This window comes from Xanthobacter flavus (assembly GCF_017875275.1).
In the GTDB taxonomy this organism is placed as follows: Bacteria; Pseudomonadota; Alphaproteobacteria; order Rhizobiales; family Xanthobacteraceae; genus Xanthobacter; species Xanthobacter flavus_A.
Genome location: NZ_JAGGML010000001.1, coordinates 4,102,199 through 4,123,050, shown reverse-complemented (window position 1 = coordinate 4,123,050; position 20,852 = coordinate 4,102,199). Strand labels below are relative to the sequence as shown.

22 protein-coding genes are annotated in these 20,852 nt (G+C 68.3%); 14 read left to right on the top strand and 8 right to left on the bottom strand.

The window, feature by feature from the left end; translation table 11 throughout:
- Positions 1 to 46 precede the first annotated feature (46 nt).
- The gene (locus J2126_RS19525; RefSeq protein WP_209488515.1) at positions 47 to 832 is read left to right on the top strand and encodes an SDR family oxidoreductase; all 786 of its coding nucleotides are present in this window, start codon (positions 47 to 49) and stop codon (positions 830 to 832) included.
- 11 nt (positions 833 to 843) lie between these two features.
- The gene (locus J2126_RS19520; RefSeq protein ID WP_168458959.1) at positions 844 to 1,773 is read left to right on the top strand and encodes a dihydrodipicolinate synthase family protein; all 930 of its coding nucleotides are present in this window, start codon (positions 844 to 846) and stop codon (positions 1,771 to 1,773) included.
- A 72-nt stretch (positions 1,774 to 1,845) separates the two neighbouring features.
- Here the strand turns inward: J2126_RS19520 and J2126_RS25850 are convergent, their stop codons facing one another.
- On the bottom strand, positions 1,846 to 2,604 hold the full coding sequence (locus J2126_RS25850) for an IclR family transcriptional regulator (RefSeq protein WP_209488514.1): 759 nt from the start codon (positions 2,602 to 2,604) through the stop codon (positions 1,846 to 1,848).
- A 155-nt stretch (positions 2,605 to 2,759) separates the two neighbouring features.
- On the opposite strand from J2126_RS25850, the gene J2126_RS19510 reads away from it, so the two are divergent.
- The 5 genes from J2126_RS19510 to J2126_RS19490 all read left to right on the top strand — a co-directional run bounded on the left by J2126_RS19510 (position 2,760) and on the right by J2126_RS19490 (position 7,899).
- On the top strand, positions 2,760 to 3,761 hold the full coding sequence (locus J2126_RS19510; protein WP_209488513.1) for an ABC transporter substrate-binding protein: 1,002 nt from the start codon (positions 2,760 to 2,762) through the stop codon (positions 3,759 to 3,761).
- A gap of 20 nt (positions 3,762 to 3,781) precedes the next feature.
- Entirely contained in the window at positions 3,782 to 4,810 is a 1,029-nt protein-coding gene (locus J2126_RS19505) for a CobW family GTP-binding protein (protein ID WP_209488512.1), read from the top strand.
- 61 nt (positions 4,811 to 4,871) lie between these two features.
- Positions 4,872 to 6,278 (top strand): dihydroorotase, encoded by a 1,407-nt coding sequence (locus J2126_RS19500; RefSeq protein ID WP_209488511.1) that lies wholly within the window; start codon positions 4,872 to 4,874, stop codon positions 6,276 to 6,278.
- Entirely contained in the window at positions 6,275 to 7,081 is an 807-nt protein-coding gene (locus J2126_RS19495; RefSeq protein WP_209488510.1) for an ABC transporter permease, read from the top strand. Before J2126_RS19500 ends, J2126_RS19495 begins: the two co-directional genes overlap by 4 nt.
- 26 nt (positions 7,082 to 7,107) lie before the next feature.
- Positions 7,108 to 7,899, top strand: coding sequence for an ABC transporter ATP-binding protein (locus tag J2126_RS19490; protein ID WP_245328025.1), 792 nt, complete (start codon positions 7,108 to 7,110; stop codon positions 7,897 to 7,899).
- 51 nt (positions 7,900 to 7,950) lie between these two features.
- Here the strand turns inward: J2126_RS19490 and J2126_RS19485 are convergent, their stop codons facing one another.
- Genes J2126_RS19485 through J2126_RS19475 form a run of 3 tightly spaced genes read right to left on the bottom strand, consistent with a single transcriptional unit; the run spans position 7,951 to position 10,120 of the window.
- On the bottom strand, positions 7,951 to 8,988 hold the full coding sequence (locus J2126_RS19485) for a CobW family GTP-binding protein (RefSeq protein ID WP_209488508.1): 1,038 nt from the start codon (positions 8,986 to 8,988) through the stop codon (positions 7,951 to 7,953).
- Entirely contained in the window at positions 8,981 to 9,316 is a 336-nt protein-coding gene (locus J2126_RS19480; RefSeq protein WP_209488507.1) for a hypothetical protein, read from the bottom strand. The genes J2126_RS19485 and J2126_RS19480 overlap by 8 nt, the downstream gene beginning before the upstream one ends.
- Before the next feature lie 21 nt (positions 9,317 to 9,337).
- Positions 9,338 to 10,120: a GntR family transcriptional regulator gene (locus J2126_RS19475; RefSeq protein WP_209488506.1), complete on the bottom strand. Its 783-nt coding sequence runs from the start codon at positions 10,118 to 10,120 to the stop codon at positions 9,338 to 9,340.
- 99 nt (positions 10,121 to 10,219) lie between these two features.
- Between J2126_RS19475 and J2126_RS19470 the strand changes: the two genes are divergently transcribed.
- From J2126_RS19470 to J2126_RS19440, 7 genes are read left to right on the top strand one after another with little or no spacing between them, the layout of a single operon-like run.
- Positions 10,220 to 11,092 (top strand): branched-chain amino acid ABC transporter permease, encoded by an 873-nt coding sequence (locus J2126_RS19470; protein ID WP_348634349.1) that lies wholly within the window; start codon positions 10,220 to 10,222, stop codon positions 11,090 to 11,092.
- Positions 11,089 to 12,069: a branched-chain amino acid ABC transporter permease gene (locus J2126_RS19465; RefSeq protein ID WP_209488504.1), complete on the top strand. Its 981-nt coding sequence runs from the start codon at positions 11,089 to 11,091 to the stop codon at positions 12,067 to 12,069. The genes J2126_RS19470 and J2126_RS19465 overlap by 4 nt, the downstream gene beginning before the upstream one ends.
- On the top strand, positions 12,056 to 12,814 hold the full coding sequence (locus J2126_RS19460) for an ABC transporter ATP-binding protein (protein WP_209488503.1): 759 nt from the start codon (positions 12,056 to 12,058) through the stop codon (positions 12,812 to 12,814). The genes J2126_RS19465 and J2126_RS19460 overlap by 14 nt, the downstream gene beginning before the upstream one ends.
- A complete protein-coding gene (locus J2126_RS19455; RefSeq protein ID WP_209488502.1) occupies positions 12,811 to 13,527 on the top strand; it encodes an ABC transporter ATP-binding protein in 717 nt (238 codons plus the stop codon). The genes J2126_RS19460 and J2126_RS19455 overlap by 4 nt, the downstream gene beginning before the upstream one ends.
- Positions 13,528 to 13,546: 19 nt before the next feature.
- Positions 13,547 to 14,938, top strand: a complete 1,392-nt coding sequence (locus J2126_RS19450) for a dihydroorotase (RefSeq protein WP_209488501.1) — start codon at positions 13,547 to 13,549, stop codon at positions 14,936 to 14,938.
- A gap of 44 nt (positions 14,939 to 14,982) precedes the next feature.
- Positions 14,983 to 16,194, top strand: coding sequence for an amino acid ABC transporter substrate-binding protein (locus J2126_RS19445; protein WP_209488500.1), 1,212 nt, complete (start codon positions 14,983 to 14,985; stop codon positions 16,192 to 16,194).
- Positions 16,191 to 17,165: an amidohydrolase family protein gene (locus J2126_RS19440; RefSeq protein ID WP_209488499.1), complete on the top strand. Its 975-nt coding sequence runs from the start codon at positions 16,191 to 16,193 to the stop codon at positions 17,163 to 17,165. The genes J2126_RS19445 and J2126_RS19440 overlap by 4 nt, the downstream gene beginning before the upstream one ends.
- A gap of 12 nt (positions 17,166 to 17,177) precedes the next feature.
- Here J2126_RS19440 and J2126_RS19435 read toward each other — a convergent pair whose 3' ends face one another.
- The 4 genes from J2126_RS19435 to J2126_RS19420 are packed head-to-tail and all read right to left on the bottom strand — an operon-like array spanning position 17,178 to position 20,771.
- Entirely contained in the window at positions 17,178 to 18,122 is a 945-nt protein-coding gene (locus J2126_RS19435; RefSeq protein ID WP_209488498.1) for a DMT family transporter, read from the bottom strand.
- Between the two features lie 2 nt (positions 18,123 to 18,124).
- Positions 18,125 to 18,958: an ABC transporter permease gene (locus J2126_RS19430; protein WP_245327490.1), complete on the bottom strand. Its 834-nt coding sequence runs from the start codon at positions 18,956 to 18,958 to the stop codon at positions 18,125 to 18,127.
- Positions 18,955 to 19,752, bottom strand: a complete 798-nt coding sequence (locus J2126_RS19425; protein WP_394102166.1) for an ABC transporter ATP-binding protein — start codon at positions 19,750 to 19,752, stop codon at positions 18,955 to 18,957. Before J2126_RS19425 ends, J2126_RS19430 begins: the two co-directional genes overlap by 4 nt.
- Positions 19,753 to 19,769: 17 nt before the next feature.
- A complete protein-coding gene (locus J2126_RS19420; protein WP_209488497.1) occupies positions 19,770 to 20,771 on the bottom strand; it encodes an ABC transporter substrate-binding protein in 1,002 nt (333 codons plus the stop codon).
- Between the last annotated feature and the right edge of the window lie 81 nt (positions 20,772 to 20,852).

Here is a 20,852-nt window from a genome sequence, read left to right as displayed (position 1 = left end):
GCCCGCGGACGGATCTGCCGCGCGCCGACATGACGAAGGAAGACCCATGGATCTCGGACTGAAAGGCAAGACGGCCCTCGTGCTCGGCGCAGGCGGCGGGCTCGGCAGCGCCATCGCGGCGACGCTGGCGGCGGAAGGCGCCAAGGTGGCGCTGGGCGACATCGACCTCGCCGCCGCCGGTGCGGTGGCGGAGCGCATCGCGGCCGTTGGCGGAGAAGCGATGGCGCTGAAGTTCGACCTCTCCGACCTTGCGGGCATCGATGCGCGCATCGCCGAGATCGAGGCGAAGCTCGGCCCGGTGGACGTGCTGGTCAACAACACCGGCGGCCCGCCCCCCACGCCGGCCGCCGGCCAGGACCCGGCCCTGTGGGCGAAGAGCTTCAATGACATGGTGCTCTCGGTGATCGCCATCGCCGACCGGGTGCTGCCCGGCATGCGCGCGCGCAAGTGGGGCCGCATCATCACCTCCACCTCCTCCGGCGTGGTGGCGCCCATTCCCAACCTCGCCATTTCGAACGCGCTGCGCCTGTCGCTGGTGGGCTGGTCCAAGACGCTCTCCCGCGAGGTGGCGCGCGACGGAATCACCGCCAACATCATCCTGCCCGGCCGCATCGCCACCGACCGCATCAAGTTCCTCGATGCCAAGAAGGCCGAGCGCGAGAACCGCTCCGTGGAGGAGGTGTCGGCGGAAAGCACGGCCTCCATCCCCGTCGGCCGCTACGGCGACCCGCAGGAATATGCCAACGTGGTGGCCTTCCTCGCCGGCACGCCCTCGTCCTATGTCAACGGCTCGGTCATCCGCGTGGATGGCGGCCTCATCGCCAGCATCTGATCGGGTTCATCATGCTTCTCGACGCCAGCGCCTCCGGCCTGTTCCCCATCGCCCCCACCCCGTTCACGCCGGACGGGAAGATCGACGAGGGCTCCCTCGACACCCTGATCGCGCGCTATCTCGCAGCCGGCGCCACCGGCGTCACGGTGCTCGGCATCATGGGCGAGGCGCCCAAGCTGGAGCCGGAGGAATCGCTTGCCGTCACCGCGCGCTTCATCGCCGGCTTCGGCCAGCTGCCGGTCATCGTCGGCGTCTCGGCGCCGGGCCTTGCCGCCATGCGCTGGCTGGCGCGCGCTGCCATGGACAAGGGCGCGGCGGGCGTCATGATCGCCCCGCCGCCGAGCCTGCGCACGGACGACCAGATCACCGGCTATTACCGGCAGGCCATCGAGGCCATCGGCGACGATATCCCCTTCGTCATCCAGGATTATCCGCTCACCCTCACCGTGCAGATGACGCCCAAGGTCATCCGCCAGATCGTTCAGGAGAACCCCTCCTGCGTGATGCTGAAGCACGAGGACTGGCCGGGGCTGGAGAAGATCTCGGCGCTGCGCGCCTTCCAGAAGGAAGGCTCCATGCGCCCCATCTCCATCCTCACCGGCAACGGCGCGCTGTTCCTCGATTTCGAGATGGAGCGCGGGGCGGACGGCGCCATGACCGGCTACGCCTTCCCCGAGATGCTGGGCGATGTCGTGAAGTTGCAGAAGGCCGGCGAGCGGGAGGCGGCGCATGACCTGTTCGACGCGCATTTGCCGCTGCTGCGCTACGAGCAACAGCAGGGCGTCGGTCTCGCGGTGCGCAAATATGTGATGATGAAGCGCGGCTTCATCGCCTCCGACGCCCAGCGCAAGCCGGGCTCGTCCCTCTCCGCCACCGCGCGGGCGGAAGTGGACTACCTGCTCTCCCGCCTCGCCCGGCACGACCCCCGCGCGCTGGTCTGAGCGACGCGATTTGAAGTCCGACCGGGGCGGCTCCATCTGCTGGAGCCGCCCCGCCTCATTTTAAGGGCCGAACTACCGCGCCACCCACGTGCCGCTGCCGGCGATCTCCTCGGAAATCCGCCGCCCCGCGTCGATGACCGCGGCGCGGATGGCCGGCGAGGCGCCGGCGAGGTCCTCGGCCGCGAGCACAAGGCTGACCCCGGCGATGACCTGCTTGTTCACGAGCACCGGGGCCGCGACACCGGCGCGCCCCTCCGCGACCTCGGAGACCGTCTCCGCCACCCCGTCCCGGCGGATGGCCCGCACCTCGGCCTTGAAGGCCTTCCAGTCGCCATGTCCGAGCCGGGCGCGGATGATGTCCTCGTTGTCGAGATAGATCCGCTTGAGGGAGCGGTCGTCGAGATGCGCCAGCACCACCTTGGATGACGCGCCGGCGAAGAGCGGCATGGCGACGCCCCGCTCGTAGGTGGTGATGGGATGGGGCGCGCTGCCGTGCTCCTGATGGACGCACATCACCGTGTCGCGATAGCGCCGGCACAGGATGGCCGTCGCACGTTGGGTGGTCTGGTCGAGCAGGTCGCGCATCACCCGCGAGGCGATGGGGATCAGCGTGTCCCCCTGCCGCAGAAGCCGGTCGTACTCGATGAAGGCGGGGCCGAGCACATAGCCCGCGCCGATGACCGGATCGAGGAAGCCGGCCCGGCAAAGTTCCTGCACGTCGCGATAGGCGGAACTCTGGGACACGCCCGTCTCCTGCGCGATGTCCTCCACCGTCAGCGGCCATGGGCGCCCGCGAAACAAGCCCATCACCTGAAGAATCCTGCTGGCCACGTCCGCCCCCACTCGATGATACGTTATATCATTGACCGGGAATTTCACAAAATTCCCAATTGCTGCGAATTATGCTTGAAGCTCCGCGAGAGATCGAGCACTCTTTGGTTCAGGTGACGCGCGGTAAGACGCGTCCTTCTTCCCGGAGAGAGATGATGACGCGCGTCGTGACACGCCGCCTCGCAGCCGCTCTGGCGGCGACCTTCGCCCTGAGCTGCGCAACCGCCCTGCCCTTCTCGCCCGCCGCTGCGCAGGGCGCTCCGAAGACCGAGGTGAAGCTCGCGGTCCTCGCCCCCAGCGCCCTGCTCTGGCTGCACGCCATCGCCGTGGAAAAGGGCTTCTACGACAAGCGCAACATCACCGTGCGCGAACTGCGCGCGTCGGACAGCCCGGCGCTGCTGCAGGCGGTCGCATCGGGCAGCGCGGACGCGGGCATCTCGCTGGGCGACCTCGCGGTGCGCGCCATCGACAAGGGCGCCCCGGTCATCATCGCCGGCGCGGTGCTCGACAAGACCATCCTGCGCCTCTACGGCGCCAAGGGCACGGCCTCGGTGAAGGATCTCGCCGGCAAGCCGCTGACCGCCGGAGCGGTCAAGGGCGGCACGGCCAACCTCCTGAAATTTCAGCTGAAGCAGGCGGGCGTGGACCCGGCCGGCGCGCAGATGGTGTCCATTGCCAACTCGCGCGACCGCATCATCGCCATGGGCAACGGGCAGGTCGCGGGCGCGCTCCTCATCGCCCCCTTCGACACCCTCGCGGGGCGCGACGGCGCCGTGCTGCTCGATGTCTATCGTGAGCCCTATGTGCAGACGCCCCTCGTGCTGAACAAGTCCTGGGGCGAAGCCCCCGCCACCCGCCCTGCGGCGATCGCGCTGACGCAGGCGCTGAAAGAGGCGGCCGCCTTCATCGACGACCCGGCCAACAAGGATGCGGCCATCGACGTGCTCGCCGCCTACACCAAGACGCCGCGCGACGTGGTGGAGGATTCCTACGCCTTCATCGTGAAGGAGCAGAAGGCGATCCCCGCCGATCTCGCCGTGAAGGCGGCCGGCCTCGAAAACCTCTACAAGATCGACACGGCCGTGGGGGGCGATCCCCAGACCCAGGCCTTCGACCTCAAGCGCTATTACGACCCGAGCTACATCGCCGGCAAGTGAGCCCGAGGGGAGCCGGCACCATGGCCCATTTTCGCGACATGCGGACGCCGGTGACGCTGCTCACCGGCTTCCTCGGATCGGGCAAGACCACCCTGCTCAACGGGTGGCTGCGGGATCCCGCGCTGAGCGACGCGGCCGTGATCGTCAACGAGTTCGGCGAGATCGGCATCGACCATGCCCTCATCGCCGCGAGTTCGGACAACACCATCGAGCTGTCCACCGGCTGCCTGTGCTGCACCGTGAAGGGCGACCTCGTGGAGACGCTCCGCGACCTCACCGAGAAGCGCGCCCGCGGCGAGGTGAAGGCGTTCGCGCGGGTCATCATCGAGACCACCGGCATGGCCGATCCCGGCCCGGTCATCCAGGCACTGATCACCTTCCCCGTGGCCCGCGCCTATCGCCTCGGGCGGGTGGTGACGGCGGTGGACGCGGTGCAGGGCATGGGCACGCTCGACCGCCACGCTGAGGCCCGCAAGCAGGTGGGCGTCGCCGACGAGGTGGTGCTCACCAAGGCCGATCTGGCGGGCAGCGACCTCGCCCCGCTGGAAGCCCGCATCGCCGGCCTGTCCCCCGGCGCGCGGCTGCATCGCTCCTCGCTCACGCATCTTGCCCAGCCGACATTGCTCGACGGCATCGACCCCGCCGATCCCAACACCCGCCCCAGCGAAGTGCGCGCCTGGCTGCGCGCGGAAGCCTTCGAGGCGGCGGACCCGGTGACCCACCGGGAGGACATCGGCTCCTTCTGCCTCGCATTCGAGGAGCCCCTGCACTGGGAGCACGTTTCGGCGTGGCTCGATGCGCTGGTCATCGCCCATGGCGACGATCTGCTGCGGGTGAAGGGCATCCTCGCCATCGCCGGCCGCCCCAGGCCGGTGGTGGTGCAGGCCGTTCAGCGGCTGTTCTCGCCGCCGGTCGAGCTTGCCGCCTGGCCGGAGGGCATGGCGGGCTCGCGCATCGTCTTCATCACCCGCGGCCTGTCGCAGGCCTACGTGACCGAGGTGCTGGACGTGATCCGCACCCGCCCCGTGGCGCTCGATCTCGCATCCTGACGCGCCGCCGGCCCTTCACTTTCAAATCGGCCCGCGCGGGCCTCGTCCTCAGGAGAGTAGTGTGGACACCATCATCAAGAACGGCCTCGTCGTGACCGCCGACGGCCGCTTCGAGGCCTCCATCGGCATCAAGGACGGGGCCATCGCCGGCATCTTCGAGCCGGGGCTGGAGCCCGCCGCCGCCGAGGTGATCGACGCCAAGGGCCTCGCCATCCTGCCCGGCGTCATCGACATGCACTCGCACCACCGCGAGGGCTCGCTGCCGGGCTTCGAATACAAGGACACCATCTACACCTCGACGCTCCAGTGCGCCGCCGGCGGCGTGACCACCTCGGTCGCCATGCCCAACGTGACCCCGCCGCCCAACACCCTGGACCTGCTGGAGAAGCAGTTCGCCATCTATGAGCGCGACGCGGTGGTGGACTGGAACTTCAACCCTGCCCCCACCATCCTCGATGAAGTCCCGGGGATGGCCGCGACCGGCATCGCCGCCTTCAAATTCTTCATGGTGGTGGACACCGGTCGCTCCTATCCGCACATGCCGGGCATCGGCGTGCACGACCACGGCAAGATCCTGGAGATCATGCAGGCAGCCGCCGCGCAGGACGTGCCGCTCATGATCCATCCCCACGATCAGGCCCTGATGGACGTGATCGAACAGGAGTTCTGGGCGCGCGGGGAGCGCGACGCCCTCGCCTACGCCAAGGCCTACGCCGCCCATGACGGCGTGATCTGGGAGACCGCAATCGCCACCCTGCTGCGCCTGCAGAAGGCGGCGGGCTGCCATCTCCACATCCTGCACACCCAGACCGCCGGCTCGGTGCAGCTCATCCGCGAGGCCAAGGCGCGCGGCCAGAAGGTGACGTGCGAACTCAATCCCTGGGCGCTGTTCCTCGGCTGCGAATGGGCGGCGATCCAGCGCCTCGGCTCCTATGCGCTCTCCTACTGGGTGCCGGAGAAGAACGTGCCTGGCCTGTGGGAAGGCGTGCGCGACGGCACCATCGACATCATCGCCACCGACCATGCCCCGCACACCCGCGAGGAGAAGGAAATCGGCTGGACCGACGGCTGGAAGGCGCACACCGGAACGCCCTCGACCCAGTTCTACCTCTCCATGTTCCTGACAGCCGCCACCGAGGGCAAGCTGCCTCTGGAGCGCGTGGTGGAAGCGACCTCCACCCGCCCGGCGCGCCTGTTCCGGCTCGACCGCAAGGGCGAGATCAAGCCCGGCTTCGACGCCGATCTCGTGCTGGTGGACCTCGACACCGAATATGAGGTGCGCGACGAGGACGTGCTTTCCCTCGTCGGCTGGAGCCCCTATGCCGGCCGCCGCTTCAAGGGCAAGCCGGTGCGCACCATCCTGCGCGGCCGCACCATCTATGTGGACGGCAAGGTGGTGGGCGAGAAGGGTTACGGCAAGCAGGCCGTCTCCACCGCCCGTCACGCGCACAAGGCCGCGGCGGAATGACCGCCGCCGCTCCCTTCTGGCGCAGCGTCTACGACTTCCTCGAAGGGCGCTCGCGCGCGGCCGGCATCCTGCGGATGCTCATCTCGCTCGCCTTCGTGCTGGCGGTCTGGCAGGTGCTGGCGACCTATGTGGTCACCAACAAGCTGCTGCTGGTGCCGCCGGCCGAGGTCTTCCAGGCGCTTGCCAAGGAGAGCGCCAACGGGGCGCTGTGGACCAACGCGCTTGCCACCGTGAGCGCGGTGGCGGCGTCCTTCCCGGTGGCGGTGCTGATCGGCGTCGCCATCGGCCTCGCGCTGGCGTCGAGCCGGCTGCTGGCGCTCACCGCCGGGCCGATGCTGACGGCGCTGAACTCGGTGCCTCTGGTGGCGCTGGCGCCGCTGTTCATCGCGTGGCTCGGGCTCGGCTTCGCCTCCAAGTTCGTGCTCGTCACCATCTTCACCATCTTCCCGGTGCTGGTGACGACCGAGACCGGCCTCAAGGCGACCGACAAGAACCTCATCGAGGCGGCGCGCTCGTTCAACGCGTCGCGCTGGCAGGTGTTCACCACGGTGACGCTGCCCTTCGCGGTGCCGTTCATCGTCTCCGGCATCCGCGTCGCCTGGGCGCGGGCGCTGGTGGCCATCATCATCGCCGAATTCTTCGGCTCGTTCGCCGGCTTCGGCTTCGCGATCCTCGCCGCCGGGCAGAGCTTCGACACCGCGACGCTGCTCGCCTACGTCATCATGCTGGGCGCGCTCGGCCTGATGGGCAGCATCTTCTTCGAGTGGCTGGAACGCCGGCTCGCGCCGTGGCGGCAAGAATGAACCAGGGAGTGACCCCCGTGAACCAGATGGCACAGGCTCTCTCCATCGAAGGCATCAACAAGGTCTTCGAGCGCACGGGCAAGCCCTCCGTGGAGGCGCTGCGCGACATCAACCTCTCTATCCGCGAAGGCGAGTTCGTCTCCATCGTTGGGGCGAGCGGATCGGGCAAGTCGACGCTGCTGCGCATCATCGACGGCCTCCTGCCAGCCTCCTCCGGCGTGGTGAAGGTGTCCGGCCACACGGTGACGCGCCCGGGCGCGGACCGGGCCATGGTGTTCCAGCAGGATGCGCTCCTGCCGTGGAAGCCGGTGATCGACAATGTCGCCTACGGCCTCACCATCGCCGGCACGCCCAAGCGCGATGCCCACGCCACCGCCCAGCGCTTCATCGACATGGCGGGGCTGAAGGGCTTCGAGCAGCACTATCCGCACCAGCTCTCGGGCGGCATGCGCCAGCGCGTGAACGTCGCCCGCGCGCTGGCGGTGAATCCGAAGATCCTGCTTCTCGACGAGCCTTTCGCCGCGCTCGACGCGCAAACGCGCGAGATCATGCAGACGGAGCTGCTCAACATCTGGCAGAGGAGCGGCACCACCGTGCTGCTCATCACCCACCAGATCGACGAGGCGGTGTTCCTCTCGGACCGCGTGATCGTCTTCTCCGCCCGGCCCGGCTCGGTGCGCGAGGAAATCCCGATCCCCCTGCCGCGCCCGCGCGCGCTGGAAGTGAAGCGCCACGAGGCGTTCGGCGCGCTGGTGGATCGCATCTGGCACCTCATCGAACACGAGGTGCGGAGCGCGGTCGCCGATAACCGCGCCTGAGGACTTGCGCGCCTGAGAACTGACGCGCCCGAGGACTGGCCCCGGCACTCCTCACGCCGCCGGGGCGATGCCTTCGCGGAAAGCCACCGCCTGCCGCGCAGGGTCCGACATGTGGGAGCCCGCCTGACACAGATCGAGCGCGCGGGCGAGGCTGCGCTCGATCTCCGCCTTGCGGATGCCGCGGGCGATGAAGACGAGGAAGGACGGCCCGCCGTCGTCCGCGCCGAGGTGCGTCGGCGGGTGCATCACATGCTGCACGCCGTGGATGGCCAGCGGCCTGTTAGAGGATGTTGTCCGCAGCAGCCCCTTCACCCGCAGGATGCGGTCGCCATGGGCGTGGAGCAGCGCCGACAGCCAGAGCGTAAAGGCCGGCCAGTCCAGCGCCCCCTCGATGGGGAGCGTGAAGGAGGAGACCTCGGAATCATGCTCCGGCGCATCGGCCAGGAATGGCGACGGCGGGGCATGCAGGCTTTCTCGCCCGGCCAGCACGTCGCCCAGCCGGAACGTCTCGTCCTGAATGTCGAGGATGCGCGCGTCGGGAGAGATGGCGCGCACCGCCGCGGCGAGGTGGGCCGTCGGCTCGGCGGCGCGCATGTCGCCCTTGGTGATCACCACCGTATCGGCGATGGCCACCTGCCGGCGCGCCTCCGGCCGGTTTTCAAGATTGCGCAGGCCCGCCACCGCGTCCACCACCGCCACGACGGAGGCGAGGCGCACATGCGCCTTCAGCCAGGGGTCACGGGCGAGGGTCGCGATGACGGGAGCCGGGTCGGCAAGGCCCGACGTTTCCAGGATGGCTCGGCGCAAGCCGCCGCCGGCCCGGGAACTGTCCTTCGCCATGCGCACCAGATCGTGCATCGCCTTGGCGACATCGGAGCGGCGGGCGCAGCAGAGGCACCCGCCGTCGATCAGTTCCATCGCCTCGCTGGCATGCACCAGCAGGCGATGATCGACGCCCGCCTCGCCGAACTCGTTGACCATGAGCCCGGAATCGCCGCCCTCCGACGTTTCGATGAAGCGGCGAATGAGGGTCGTCTTGCCCGAGCCGAGAAAGCCGGTCACGACGATCAGGGGCAGGCGTTCATCCATGGGCCGGAGCCTCCCGCGCGGGCGCGATAAAATCCTCGGACAAGGGGTCGATGCCGCGACCCGAGAGACTTTCCGCGATGGGCCAGACGTCTCCGAGGGTCGGCGCGATCTTGGTGCGGCCGCGCGCGTCGGTGAGCGCCAGCGCCTCCCCGTCCCAGTCCTCGCAGACGAGGCCGAGCGGGCCGACCAGCGCATTCAGCATGGCGATGCGCCGCCGGCGTTCCGCCCGGTAGTGCAGGATGTCCTCGAACGGGAAACGCGCGTCGCGCTGCCGGGCGAAATCGCTCCAGTGCTCGCCGGCGCCGAAGATCGCGCAGACCTCGCACATGCGGGCTTCTCCTTCTGAAATTCAGGCGAGGCTGTCGGGCGCGCCGCCGAGCGGCAATTCCATGTCCGACAGCATGCTCTGGGTGAGGCATTCGGACACGCGCTTGCGCGCGAGCCCGGCGTGGGAACTGCCCAGCGCGTCGGCCCGGTCGGCATCGCGGGCGCGGATCGCCTCCACCATCTCGCGGTGCTCGCGGATGATGTTGCCGATGTGCGCGTCGTACGCCTCCTCGGTCGCGAAGCAGTCGTAGGTCATGGCAAGGCGCGAGATGCGCAAATTGGTGGTGAGCAGCTGGAGATAGAAGCGCTCGACCACGCTGTTGCGGCAGCAGGCGGCGATAGCGGCATGGAAGCGCCAGTTGATCTCCAGCATGGCCTCGGAATCCCGCTGCGCCGCCGCCGCCTCGAACGCCTCCCGCTGGGCGTCGATGGCGGCGATCTGCGCCTCGGTCCGCCGCAGGGCAGCCCATCGGGTGACGAGGCGCTGGGAGAGGTCGAAGGCCTCCAGATGCTCGCGAATGTCGTTCCAGCCCATGGGCGCGACGCGCGTGCCGCGATTGGGCAGGATCTGCACCAGCGCCTCCCGCAGCGGCGTGCGCGAGAGGCCGAGGCGGCTCACCAGCGCCGCCTCGTCGAGGTCCGAGCCGGGAGCAAGCGCCAGTGAGACGATCTCGGCGCGGATCACCTGATAGGCGAATTCGCTCGACCCCCCCTTGGAGATTCCGGCCTTGGGGACGGCCGGCGCCGAAAGGCTGCCGCGTGCGGAGGCACGGGTGCGGCTTCTTTGTGCGTTTCGTTCAGACATCGTTGTTGCATGACTCGATTTATTTTGCATAAAATATGTATAAATAAGCCTTCCGTCAAGCATATAACATCGCAAAATCAACGATTTGGAGGGGTAACGGTGCTTTGGCAAGCCACCGCCAACGGGCTGCTGCTGGGCGGTCTCTACGGCATCGCCACCATCGGTTTCTCGATGGTCTGGGGCGTCATGGGGGTGATCAACCTCGCCCACACCGGCTTCATCATGCTGGGGGCCTACATCACCTACGGCCTGTTCCGGTTCGCGGGGCTTGACCCCATCGCCTCCATCCCGGTGTCCATGGTGGCGATGTTCGCGCTGGGCTATGCGCTGCAGGTGCTGGTGCTGAACCGCATCATCCGCACCAGCCTGCTGCTGTCGCTGGTGGTGACCTTCGGCATCGAGCTGGTGATGGTGGATGCGGTCTCCATCGCCTTCACCTCCGACGTGCGCTCGGTGAACTCGTCCTATGCGGCGAGCTCCATCGAGATCTTCGGCATTCTCGTGCCGGTGGTGCGCCTCATCGCGGCTGGCTTCTCCATCGCCCTCGGCATCGCCTTCTTCGCCTTCCTGCGCTTCACCCGCGCCGGACAGATGATCCTCGCAACCGCGCTCGACCGGGAGGTCTCCTCCCTCATGGGCATCAATCCCGAGCGGATCTACGCGCTGACCGCCGGGGCCGGCGCGGCGCTGGCCGGTGCCACGGGCTCTCTCGCCTCCATGCTGTTTCCGGTGATGCCGGGCATGGGCGTCACCTTCCTGAGCGCGGTCTTCGTCATCACGGTGCTGGGCGGCATCGGATCGGTGGAGGGGTGCATCGTCGCCGGCTTCATCTATGGGCTGGTACAGGCCTGGGCCGGCTACTTCCTCGGCGCCAATTATCAGGAGATCGTCGGCTTCGGTCTGTTCCTGCTGGTGCTCGCGCTGCGGCCTCAGGGCCTATTCGGCCGCGCCTTCTTCGGGGAGCACGCATGATCTCCCCCTCTCCCCCCTCGGGCGCGCGGCGCCGCGCGCTTCTCTTCTGGGCGTTCTTCGCCGCCGGCGCGGTCGTCCTCGCCCTCGCGCCCCTCGCCCTCAACAATTACTGGCTGCGGGTGCTGACGACCGTGTTCATGTACGCCACGGTCACGCAGGGGCTGAACGTCATCGTCGGCCTCACCGGCTACCATGCCTTCGGCAATGCGGTGTTCTTCGGCTTCGGCGCCTATGCCTCAGGCGTCGCCATGACGCTGGGGGCGCCCTTTCCCGTGGCGCTCGTCGCGGCCGTTGCCTTCTCGGCGCTGGTGGCGGGCATCATCGGCTGGCCCATCCTGCGCCTGAGGGGGCACTACTTCGCCATCGCCACCGTCGCGCTAAATCTTGCCGCCATCCAGCTGGTCATCCAGGTGGGCGGCGTCACCGGCGGCGCCGAGGGCTTGCCGCTGCCGCTCTCGGACCTGCCGCCGGGGCCGCTCTACCGCGCCATCTATCTGGTGATGCTGGCCGGGATGGTCGTCTCCACCCTGCTGGTGGCCTTCATCCTCACCCGGCCCTTCGGCTATGCGCTGCGGGCCATCCGCGATGGCGAGCGCGCGGCGGGGGTGATGGGCATCGACACCACCGCCACCAAGGTCGCCGCCTGGGCCATCTCCGCCGGCATCACCGGCTTCGCCGGTGGCGTGTGGGCCTTCTGGATCACCTTCATCGAGCCGGCCAGCGCGTTCGATCCCGCCATCGGCGTCAAGGCCTACATGATGCTCATCCTCGGCGGCATGGGCACGGTGATCGGGCCGGTGCTGGGCGCCTTCGTGCTGGAATTCCTCTCCACTTTGGTGTGGGGCGGCTTCCTGCAGGCGCACCAGATCGTGTTCGGCGTGCTCATCGTCGTCATCTGCCTCGTCGCCCCCAACGGGATGCTGGTGGCCGGGCGTTCCCTGATCCAGCGGTGGAGGTCGCGCCATGGCGCTGCTTGAGGCGAACGACCTCGAAATCCGCTTCGGCGGCGTGAAGGCCCTGGCCGGCGTCTCCTTCCGTGTGGAAGAGGGCGAAGTGTTCGGCGTCATCGGCCCCAACGGCGCCGGCAAGACCACGCTGCTGAACGCCATCTCCGCCGTCTACAAGCTCAATGGCGGCTCGATCCGCTTCGCCGGGGAGGACGTGACCGGCCTGCCGCCGCATCGCCTCTCCCGCCTCGGCATCGCCCGCACCTTCCAGATCGTGCAGCCGTTCAAGGCCATGAGCGTGCGGGAGAATGTCGCCATCGGCGCCATGTTCGGCCATGCACGGCTGCGCACCCGCGAGGCGTGGCTCGCCGCGGCCGATGCCGCGCTGGAGCGCACCGGTCTCGCCCCCAAGGCCGCCTTCATGCCGCCGCAGCTCACCCTCGCCGACCGCAAGCGGCTGGAGGTGGCGCGCGCCCTCGCCATGGGGCCGCGCATCATCCTCTTCGACGAGGTGATGGCGGGCCTCAACCACACGGAGATCGAACGCATGATCGACCTCGTGAAGAGCCTCAAGCAGGCCGGCCTCACCGTGGTCGTCATCGAGCATGTGATGAAGGCGGTGCTGGCGCTCTGCGATCGCATCATGGTGCTGAACTTCGGCGCCAAGCTCGCCGAGGGCGTGCCGGACGACGTGGTGTCCGACCCCAAGGTGGTGGAGGCCTATCTCGGCCAGCGCTTCGCCAAGGCCCACGCGGCTGCGGGAGGCGTGCGATGAGCCTTCTCTCGGTCGAAGGCCTCGCCGTGGCCTATGGTGACAGCCGCGTCTTGTGGGACGTGGGCTTCGACATGGCGGAGGGCGAGATCGTCGCCCTCGTCGGCGCGAACGGTGCCGGCAAGACGACGCTCCTGCGCGCCCTCACCGGCCTCATCCCGGTGCGCTCAGGGCAGATGCGCTTCGCCGGCGCGGACCTGAACCCGCTGAAGCCTTATGAGCGCGCCCGGCGCGGCATCGCCATGGTGCCGGAGGGCCGGCGCCTGTTCGCCGGCCTCACCGTGCGCCAGAACCTCAAGCTCGGCGCCACCGCGCGCCCGAGCCGGGAAGGCGAGGAGGATGACCTCGCCTTCGTCTTCCAGCTCTTCCCGGAGCTGGTTCGGCTGGAAGGACGGCTCGCCGGCCTCATGTCCGGCGGCGAGCAGCAGATGTGTGCCATCGGCCGCGCGCTGATGGCACGCCCGAGCCTCCTGCTCATCGACGAGATGTCGCTGGGCCTCGCCCCGGTGATCGTCGACCGCATCGCGGACGCGGTGCGCCAGGTCAACCGCGAGCGCGGCATCACCGTGCTCTTGGTGGAGCAGGACGTAGGCCTCGCGCTGGAGATCGCCACCCGCGGCTACGTGCTGGACACCGGCCGCATCACCATCGACGGCCCGGCGGACGACCTCCTGCGACGCGAGGACATCCGCGCCGCCTATCTCGGCCTCAACTGACCTGTTCGGAGAGCGTGACGTGTCCCGACCCTATGACCTCGTGATCGAAAACGGCACGATCCACACGCCGTCCTCCTCCTACAAGGCGGACATCGCAGTGCTCGACGGCAAGATCGTCGCCATCGGCGGACCGTTCACGGAGGCAGCGAAGCGCGTGGACGCCAAGGGGCTCGCCGTGCTGCCGGGCCTGTGGCACGTCCACTGCCACTTCCGCGAGCCGGGCCACACCTACAAGGAAGATTTCCAGACCGGCTCCGCGGCGGCGGCGGTCGGCGGCGTGACCATGTGCATCGACATGACCAACAACACGCCGCACCCGACCACGCTCGAAGACTATGAGATGAAGAAGGCGCTGGTCGCGCCCAAGGCCCATGTGGACTACGCGCTCTATGGCGGCGGACTCTATCCGCGCACGGTGGAGGCGCTGGCCAAGGCGGGTGCCATCGGCATCAAGATCTTCAACACGCGCCACATCAAGGAAGTCTATCCCTACATCTCGGAACTCGGCGTGCTCGACCACGGCATCCTGTTCGAGCTGTATGAGGCGACGCGGGACATGGGGCTGGTCGCCTCGGTTCACCACGATGACCCTGAGTGGTGCAAGCGGCTCACCTTCCGCGATTACATCGACAAGGGCCGCACCGATGCCATGGCCTATCACGAGAGCTTCTCGAAGGGCTACATGTACGGCCACGGCATGGTCGCGGGCCTCGCGGCCTCGCTCTATTACGCGCGCATCTGCGGGGTGAAGCTGCACGTGCTGCATCTCGGCGTCATGCCCAAGGGCGCCAACGAGATGATCCACCACGCCAAGTATGACCTGGGGCAGGACGTGTCGTGCGAGCTGGAGCTCGGCACCATGTTCATGAGCCGGGCGCAGATGGAGAAGGTGGGGCCGCGCACCTACAATTGGGCCTACGACCCCGAGGCCGGCTGGGACGCCATCAAGGACGGCACCGCCGACATGATCGTGCTGGAGCACGCCCCCCATACCAAGGAGGACGTGGACCCGGGCTGGAAAGACCTGTTCTCGGTGCCGCTCGGTGTCACCGGCGCGCAGGAATACATCCCGCTGCTGATGAACGCCGTGAACGAAGGGCGCCTCACCCTCAACGACGTGGCCCGCCTCGCCGCCGAGGCCCCCGCCCGGCGCTTCGGCATCTTTCCCCGCAAGGGCGTGATCCAGCCCGGCGCGGATGCCGACTTCACCATCGTGGACATGAGCCGCGAAGGTGTCTTCCGCAATGAGGACATGCTCTCGCGCACCGGCTTCTCCAGCTGGGAGGGCATGGCCACCAAGGGCGCGGCCACCCACACCATCGTGCGCGGCACCATCGTCGCGCAGGACGGCAAGCTCGTCGGCGCGCCGGGCTTCGGGCGTTTCGTGCCCGGCACCGCCGCATCCGCCTGAGACATCCACAAAACCAAACCTTCCGGACCAGCAGGAGCGAGATGATGCACAGACGAACTCTGGTGAAGAGCGTGGCCGCCCTCGGCCTTGCCACCCTTCTCGGCGCGGGCACAGCCGCCGCGCAGGACAAGATCAAGATCGGCGCCGCCGTCAGCCTCACCGGCAACTTCGCCCGCGAGGGGCATCTCCTGAAGAACGGCTATGCCTATTGGGAAAAGCTGGTGAATGACGCCGGCGGCATCAAGGTCGGCGACAAGAAGATGCCCGTCGAGGTCATCTATTACGACGACGAGAGCAAGCCGCAGACCTCCGCCCGCCTCACCGAGAAGCTGATTACCGAGGACGGCGTGGGCTTCATCCTCGGCCCGTATTCCTCGGGCATCGCCACCGCCACGGCGGCGATCAGCGAGAAGTACAAGGTCATCACCATGACCCCCATGGCGACGGCCGACAGCCTCTACCAGCGCGGCTACAAATACATCTTCTGCCCGGCGCCCCTCGCCTCCACCACCCTCGACCCGATGCTGGCGCTGCTGAAGACGGTGAAGGAGCCGCCCAAGACCATCGCCATCGCCGGGCCTGACGACTTGTTCCCGAACGTGTTCGCCGGCGCCGCCCAGAAGAAGGCGGAGGCCGAGGGCCTGAAGGTGGTCTACACCACCAAGTATCCGAAGGGCTCCGCCGACCTCTCCTCCGTCGCCACCGCGCTGAAGGAGAGCAACCCGGACGTGCTGATCCTCACCGGCTACGTCCAGGATTCCATCCTGCTCATCAAGACGCTGCAGACGCTGAAGGTGAACCCCAAGCTGATCGGCTTCGCCTTCGCGGTGGGTATCCCGGACTTCCTCAACGCCCTCGGCCCGGCGGCGGAGGACCTGTTCGGCGTGCAGATCTGGGACCCGGCGCTCACCTACAAGGGCGCGGTGGTGGCGGACAGCGCCACCTATGTGGAGACCTTCAAGAAGCAGTTCAACGGCGAGACGCCCACCTACATCACCGCCGCCGGCACGGCGGGCGCGCTGGCGCTCCAGCTCGCCATCGAGAAGGCCGGCAGCATCGACCCGGTGAAAGTGCGCGAGGCCATGCTCCAGCTCGACACCGAAACCTTCTTCGGCCCGGTGAAATTCAACGATGCCGGCGTCGATGTGAAGGCTTCCGCCGTGGTCGCGCAGGTGCAGGGCGGCAAGGCCGTGCCGGTCTATCCCGCGGCCATCGCGGCGGCGCCGGTGGTCTATCCGCGCAAGCCCTTCCCGTGATCGTCGACGTCCACGCCCATACCCTCTCGCGCGATTTCCTCGGCGAACTCGCGCGGGAGGGCGCCTTCGGCATCGAGACCTGTCCCGAAGGCTTCCGCTTCGCCGGCTACGGCCCGCTCGATCCGCTGCTGTTCGACATGCCCGGGCGGCTGGAAAGCCTGACGCGGCGGAACATCTCGCTCCAGCTCGTCTCGCCGCCGCCGCGCGTGGTCTCCCATGCCGGCTGGGCGGCGGACGGCGCGTTCGCGCGGCGGCTCAATGCGCAGACGCTCGCCGCCGCGCGGGACGGCGGACAGCGGCTCGGCGGCCTCGCCGTGCCTCCCATCGCCGAGCCCGAGCGCTGCGCGGACGCCATTCGCCGCGCGTTGGATGAGGGCCATGTGGGTGTCGCCCTGCCCACCTCGGCGGCGGGGCGCCCACTCGATGATCCGGCCTTCGAAGACATGTGGGCGGAATGCGCGCGGCAGGGCTGCATCGTGTTCATGCACCCCACCTCCGGCGTGGACCGGCCGGCCTTCGGCAGCTTCACCATGCTCCAGCTCGTCGGCTGGCCGTCCGAGACCGCGCTGTGCGTGGCGCGCCTCATCTTCTCCGGCGTGCTGGAGCGCCATCCGGGGCTGAAGCTCGTGCTGGCCCACGGCGGCGGCACGCTGCCCATGCTCGCCGGCCGCCTCGACCTCGCCTATGAGGCGCCGCTCTATGAGGCGAACCCGGCGTGCCGCGCCAACATCTGCCGGCCGCCATCGCACTATCTCGGCCAGCTCTATTACGACACGGTGGTGGCGCACCCCACCGTGCTGGACTTCCTGCTGAATCTGGTCGGTCCCGAGCGCGTGGTCTTCGGCACCGATTTTCCGTTCGAGATCGGCGATGCGGAAGGGGCCAAGGCCCTCGCCGCGCTGGATCAGCAGAGCACGGAGGTGCGCGCCCGCGTGCTCGCCGGCGGCGCACGGCTCATGGGCCTAGCATAGGACGGCCTGGCCTTAAGGGCTCGGCGCCGCCTTCGCCGGCCCTGCCCCCGTCTGGGTGGAGATCCACAGTCCGGCGAGGATGGCCGCCCCGCCCACCAACTGCAGCGGCGTGATCGTCTCGCCGAGGAGCGTCGCGGACAGCGCGACCGTCGCCAATGGCGAGAAGTAGAGGAAGGGGCCAGCGCGTGCAGCGCCCACCCGCGCTGCGCCGTAGATCCAGAAGAGGTTGCCGAGCAGCGTCGGCCCGGCCGCGATGTACAGCACCGTCAGGGTGACGGGCTCCACCCTGAACCCGCTGGTGAACGGATCCTGCCCGCCGAGGCCAAGGAACACCGCATAGACGGGACAGAAGACCAGCACGAAGCCGGCGAGCGCGGTCAGCGCCGTCAGGCTCAGGGCCGAGATGCCGATGGGGTTCTGCCCAAGGCTGTAGGTGTAGAAGGCGAACAGCACGGCGGCGGTGATCGAGAACAGATTCCCCGCGCCGAAATGGAAGCCCGCGAGCCCCGTCGGCATCCCCTTCATCAGCACCAGCGTGACGCCGGCCATGGCGATGAGGATGCCGCCGATCTGCGCGAGCCTCGGGCGCATGTGCCCGACGAAGGTGGCGATCAGCAGCACCCAGATGGGCGTGGTCGCATTCAGCAGGCCGACTTCCAGCGCCGGGCTCAGATAGGCGCCGGCATAAAGGCTCACCGAGAAGAGCCCCACGCCCACCAGTCCCAGCAGCGCGATGCGCCCGGCGTTGCGGCGGATCGCGGCCCGCTCCCGCAGGAGCCCGGGCAAAGCGATGGGCAGCAGGAGCGTGAGCGCGATCGCCCAGCGCCAGAACACCAGCGCGGGCAGCGGTAGGGCGTCATGGATCGCCCGTGCCGCCGTGTGGTTGCTGCCCCACAGGAGGGCCGTGGCCAGAAGGGCGAGGATGGCGGAAAGGGGCGCCTTCGCCGCGGCCGCCACCTTTAGTGACCGGATCCGCCACCACCGCGCTGGGACACATGCCACGGCAGCAGCAGGCGCTCGCACGCCTCGACCACGAAGAACAGCGCCGTGCCGAGCAGCCCGAGCAGCAGGAGGCAGACGAACACGCGCGGCGTGTCGAACTGGCCCTGCGCGGTCAGGATGGCGAAGCCCAGCCCCTCGGAGCCCGCCACGAACTCGCCGACGATGGCCCCCACCAGCGCGAAGGAAATCGCCACCTTCAGGCCCGCGAAGATGCTCGGCAGGGCGTTGGGAAAGCGGATCTTGCGCAGGATGGCGAAGGACGAGGCGCGGCTGGCGCGGGCAAGGTTCACCATGTCCGGATCCACCGACCGCAGGCCGAGCACCGCGTCGATGACCACGGAGAACAGTGCGAGCATGAGCGCGATGGCGATCTTCGGCTCGACGCCGGTGCCCATCCAGATCACGAACAGCGGCGCCAGCGCCACCTTCGGCACGCTGTTGAGCGCGACGAGGAGCGTATAGACCGTGCGCTCGATGAATTTCGAGTGGACGATGCCCACCGCCAGCGCCAGCCCCAGCACCACGGCGAGGCCGAAGCCCGCGAGGGTGGTGTAGAGCGTGAAGGCGGACATCTGGAGGAAATAGCCCGGCGACAGCAGGAATTCCTGCCAGATGACGCTGGGCGGCGGCAGGATGATGGGCGCCGGCTTGAAGACGTAGACCGCCACCTCCCAGAGGACGAGCACCGCGATCAGCAGGCCCACCACCATGCCCGCCTCCACCAGCGAGGCAGGCAGCCGCTGCGGCATGGGCGGATCGAGATTTTCGGTAGCGCTGTTCCCGGAGCTCATGGGGCATCGTCCTTCAGCACGCCGAGGCTGGCGAAGAGGTGGCGGACACGGGCGACATAGCGGCCGAATTCCGGGCTTTCCCGCATGGCGAGGTGCCGGGGCCGGGGCAGGTCGATGTCGATGATCTCGACGATCCGGCCCGGATTACGATCCATGATGACCACGCGGTCGGAAAGGAAGATGGCCTCGGTGATGCCGTGGGTCACGAACACCACGGTCTTGCGCGTGTCCTGCCAGATGCGCGCGAGCTCGAGGTTGAGGTCGTCGCGCGTCATGGCATCGAGAGCGCCGAACGGCTCATCCATCAGCAGCAGCTTGGGATCGCAGAGCAGCGCCCGGCAGATGGCGGCGCGCTGGCGCATGCCGCCGGAGAGTTCCCAGGGATGGCGGCTCTCGAATCCGCCGAGCCCGAAGCGCCCCAGCAGCGCCAGCGCGCGCTCGCGCACCGCCGGCCCCTTGAGGCCGGCGAATTCCGCGGTGATGAGCACGTTGTCCAGGATGGTCCGCCAGTCCAGCAGCACGTCGCGCTGGAACACGATGCCCATGTCCCGGGGCGGGGCCGTGAGGACGTCGCCGCCCACGCGGATCGTCCCGGCGCTCGTGCCTTCAAGTCCGGCGATGCACTTGAGCAGCGTTGATTTCCCGCAGCCGCTCGGCCCGAGGATGGAGACGAATTCCCCCTCGTTGACCTCAAGGTCGATGCCTTTCAGCGCGGTGACCGCGCCGCGCGGCGAGCCGTACGTCTTGCGCACGCCGGAGATGGAGAGATAGGCCATGGTTTTGGCGTCCGTCATCGAGGCGACGTGCGCGTTCACTGGATGAACTCGTTGGTGAAGTAGGTGGCGGGGTCCGTGCCGGGCTTGATGGCGCCAGCATCCACCGCCGACTTCGCCGCCTTCGCCCAGTCTTCGGGCGACTGGTAGCCGATGGGCTTGCCCTTGGTGTTGGGCGTGTCGAAGAAGTCGATGGTGAGCTTGATCTGGTCGGCCAGCACCTTCTTGTCCAGCTTGGCGTTGGGACGCTGCTTGATGATGGCGTCGGCCGCCTCGTCGATGTGGCCGTCGCGGATGTAGGCCCACGCCTTCTGCTGCACCTCGACCAGCTTCTTCAGCGCCTCCTTGCGGCTCTCGATCGTCTTCTCGGTGGCGATGAGGCCGTAGCTCGGGAAGGTGATGCCCACATCTTCGGCAAGGATGGCCTTGGAGGGACGGTTCGCGGCGGCGACGGGAATGGCGGAGGGCTCGGTGGACATGAGGCCGTCCGCCCGCTTGGCGGTGTAGGTGCCCCACACGGCGGCCGGGTCCACGAACATCACGTTGACCGTGGTGCGATCGAGCCCGCCCTGCTTGAGCCAGTAATCGATGAAGGGCGCCCAGGGGCTCGCGGCGAAGACCACGAGGCTCTTGCCCTTGAAGTCGGCGACCTTGGCGACGGGCGAATCCTGATCGACGAGGACCGCGAGGTCGGTCCTCTTGTCGAAGCCGGCGAACGCCTTGGCGGTGGAGCCGTTCTCGCGCGCCTGCGGCAGGAGACCGACCTGGATCTGGCCCACGTCCACCTGCCCCGCATTCACCAGCTGCAGCGTGTTGCCGGAGCCACGACCGTCCTGGATATCCACGTCGAGGCCGGCATCCTTGAACCAGCCCTTCTCCTTGGCGAGGTGCATGCCCGCATGCACGCCCCAGGGCGAGAAATCGAGACGGATCGTCATCTTCTCCTCTGCCGCGGCGGAACCGGCGGCGAGCGGGCCGGCCAGTAAGGCGGCGGCAGCGGCGGCCCGGACGAGACGGGCGGCGATGGACGTCATCTTCATTATTGCGATCCCCTCTTCGGCATCGAAATGAGACTATATGGTCCAATATGTCATGCAAGAGGATTTATGCACCAATCGCAG

Excerpts from the sequence above, each read along its gene's own strand:
- J2126_RS19525 (WP_209488515.1), top strand. The coding sequence starts at position 47 with ATGGATCTCGGACTGAAAGGCAAGACGGCCCTCGTGCTCGGCGCAGGC.
- J2126_RS19520 (WP_168458959.1), top strand. The coding sequence starts at position 844 with ATGCTTCTCGACGCCAGCGCCTCCGGCCTGTTCCCCATCGCCCCCACC.
- J2126_RS19510 (WP_209488513.1), top strand. The coding sequence starts at position 2,760 with ATGACGCGCGTCGTGACACGCCGCCTCGCAGCCGCTCTGGCGGCGACC.
- J2126_RS19505 (WP_209488512.1), top strand. The coding sequence starts at position 3,782 with ATGGCCCATTTTCGCGACATGCGGACGCCGGTGACGCTGCTCACCGGC.
- J2126_RS19495 (WP_209488510.1), top strand. The coding sequence starts at position 6,275 with ATGACCGCCGCCGCTCCCTTCTGGCGCAGCGTCTACGACTTCCTCGAA.
- J2126_RS19490 (WP_245328025.1), top strand. The coding sequence starts at position 7,108 with ATGGCACAGGCTCTCTCCATCGAAGGCATCAACAAGGTCTTCGAGCGC.
- J2126_RS19485 (WP_209488508.1), bottom strand. The coding sequence starts at position 8,988 with ATGGATGAACGCCTGCCCCTGATCGTCGTGACCGGCTTTCTCGGCTCG.
- J2126_RS19480 (WP_209488507.1), bottom strand. The coding sequence starts at position 9,316 with ATGTGCGAGGTCTGCGCGATCTTCGGCGCCGGCGAGCACTGGAGCGAT.
- J2126_RS19475 (WP_209488506.1), bottom strand. The coding sequence starts at position 10,120 with ATGTCTGAACGAAACGCACAAAGAAGCCGCACCCGTGCCTCCGCACGC.
- J2126_RS19465 (WP_209488504.1), top strand. The coding sequence starts at position 11,089 with ATGATCTCCCCCTCTCCCCCCTCGGGCGCGCGGCGCCGCGCGCTTCTC.
- J2126_RS19460 (WP_209488503.1), top strand. The coding sequence starts at position 12,056 with ATGGCGCTGCTTGAGGCGAACGACCTCGAAATCCGCTTCGGCGGCGTG.
- J2126_RS19455 (WP_209488502.1), top strand. The coding sequence starts at position 12,811 with ATGAGCCTTCTCTCGGTCGAAGGCCTCGCCGTGGCCTATGGTGACAGC.
- J2126_RS19445 (WP_209488500.1), top strand. The coding sequence starts at position 14,983 with ATGCACAGACGAACTCTGGTGAAGAGCGTGGCCGCCCTCGGCCTTGCC.
- J2126_RS19430 (WP_245327490.1), bottom strand. The coding sequence starts at position 18,958 with ATGAGCTCCGGGAACAGCGCTACCGAAAATCTCGATCCGCCCATGCCG.
- J2126_RS19425 (WP_394102166.1), bottom strand. The coding sequence starts at position 19,752 with ATGACGGACGCCAAAACCATGGCCTATCTCTCCATCTCCGGCGTGCGC.
- J2126_RS19420 (WP_209488497.1), bottom strand. The coding sequence starts at position 20,771 with ATGAAGATGACGTCCATCGCCGCCCGTCTCGTCCGGGCCGCCGCTGCC.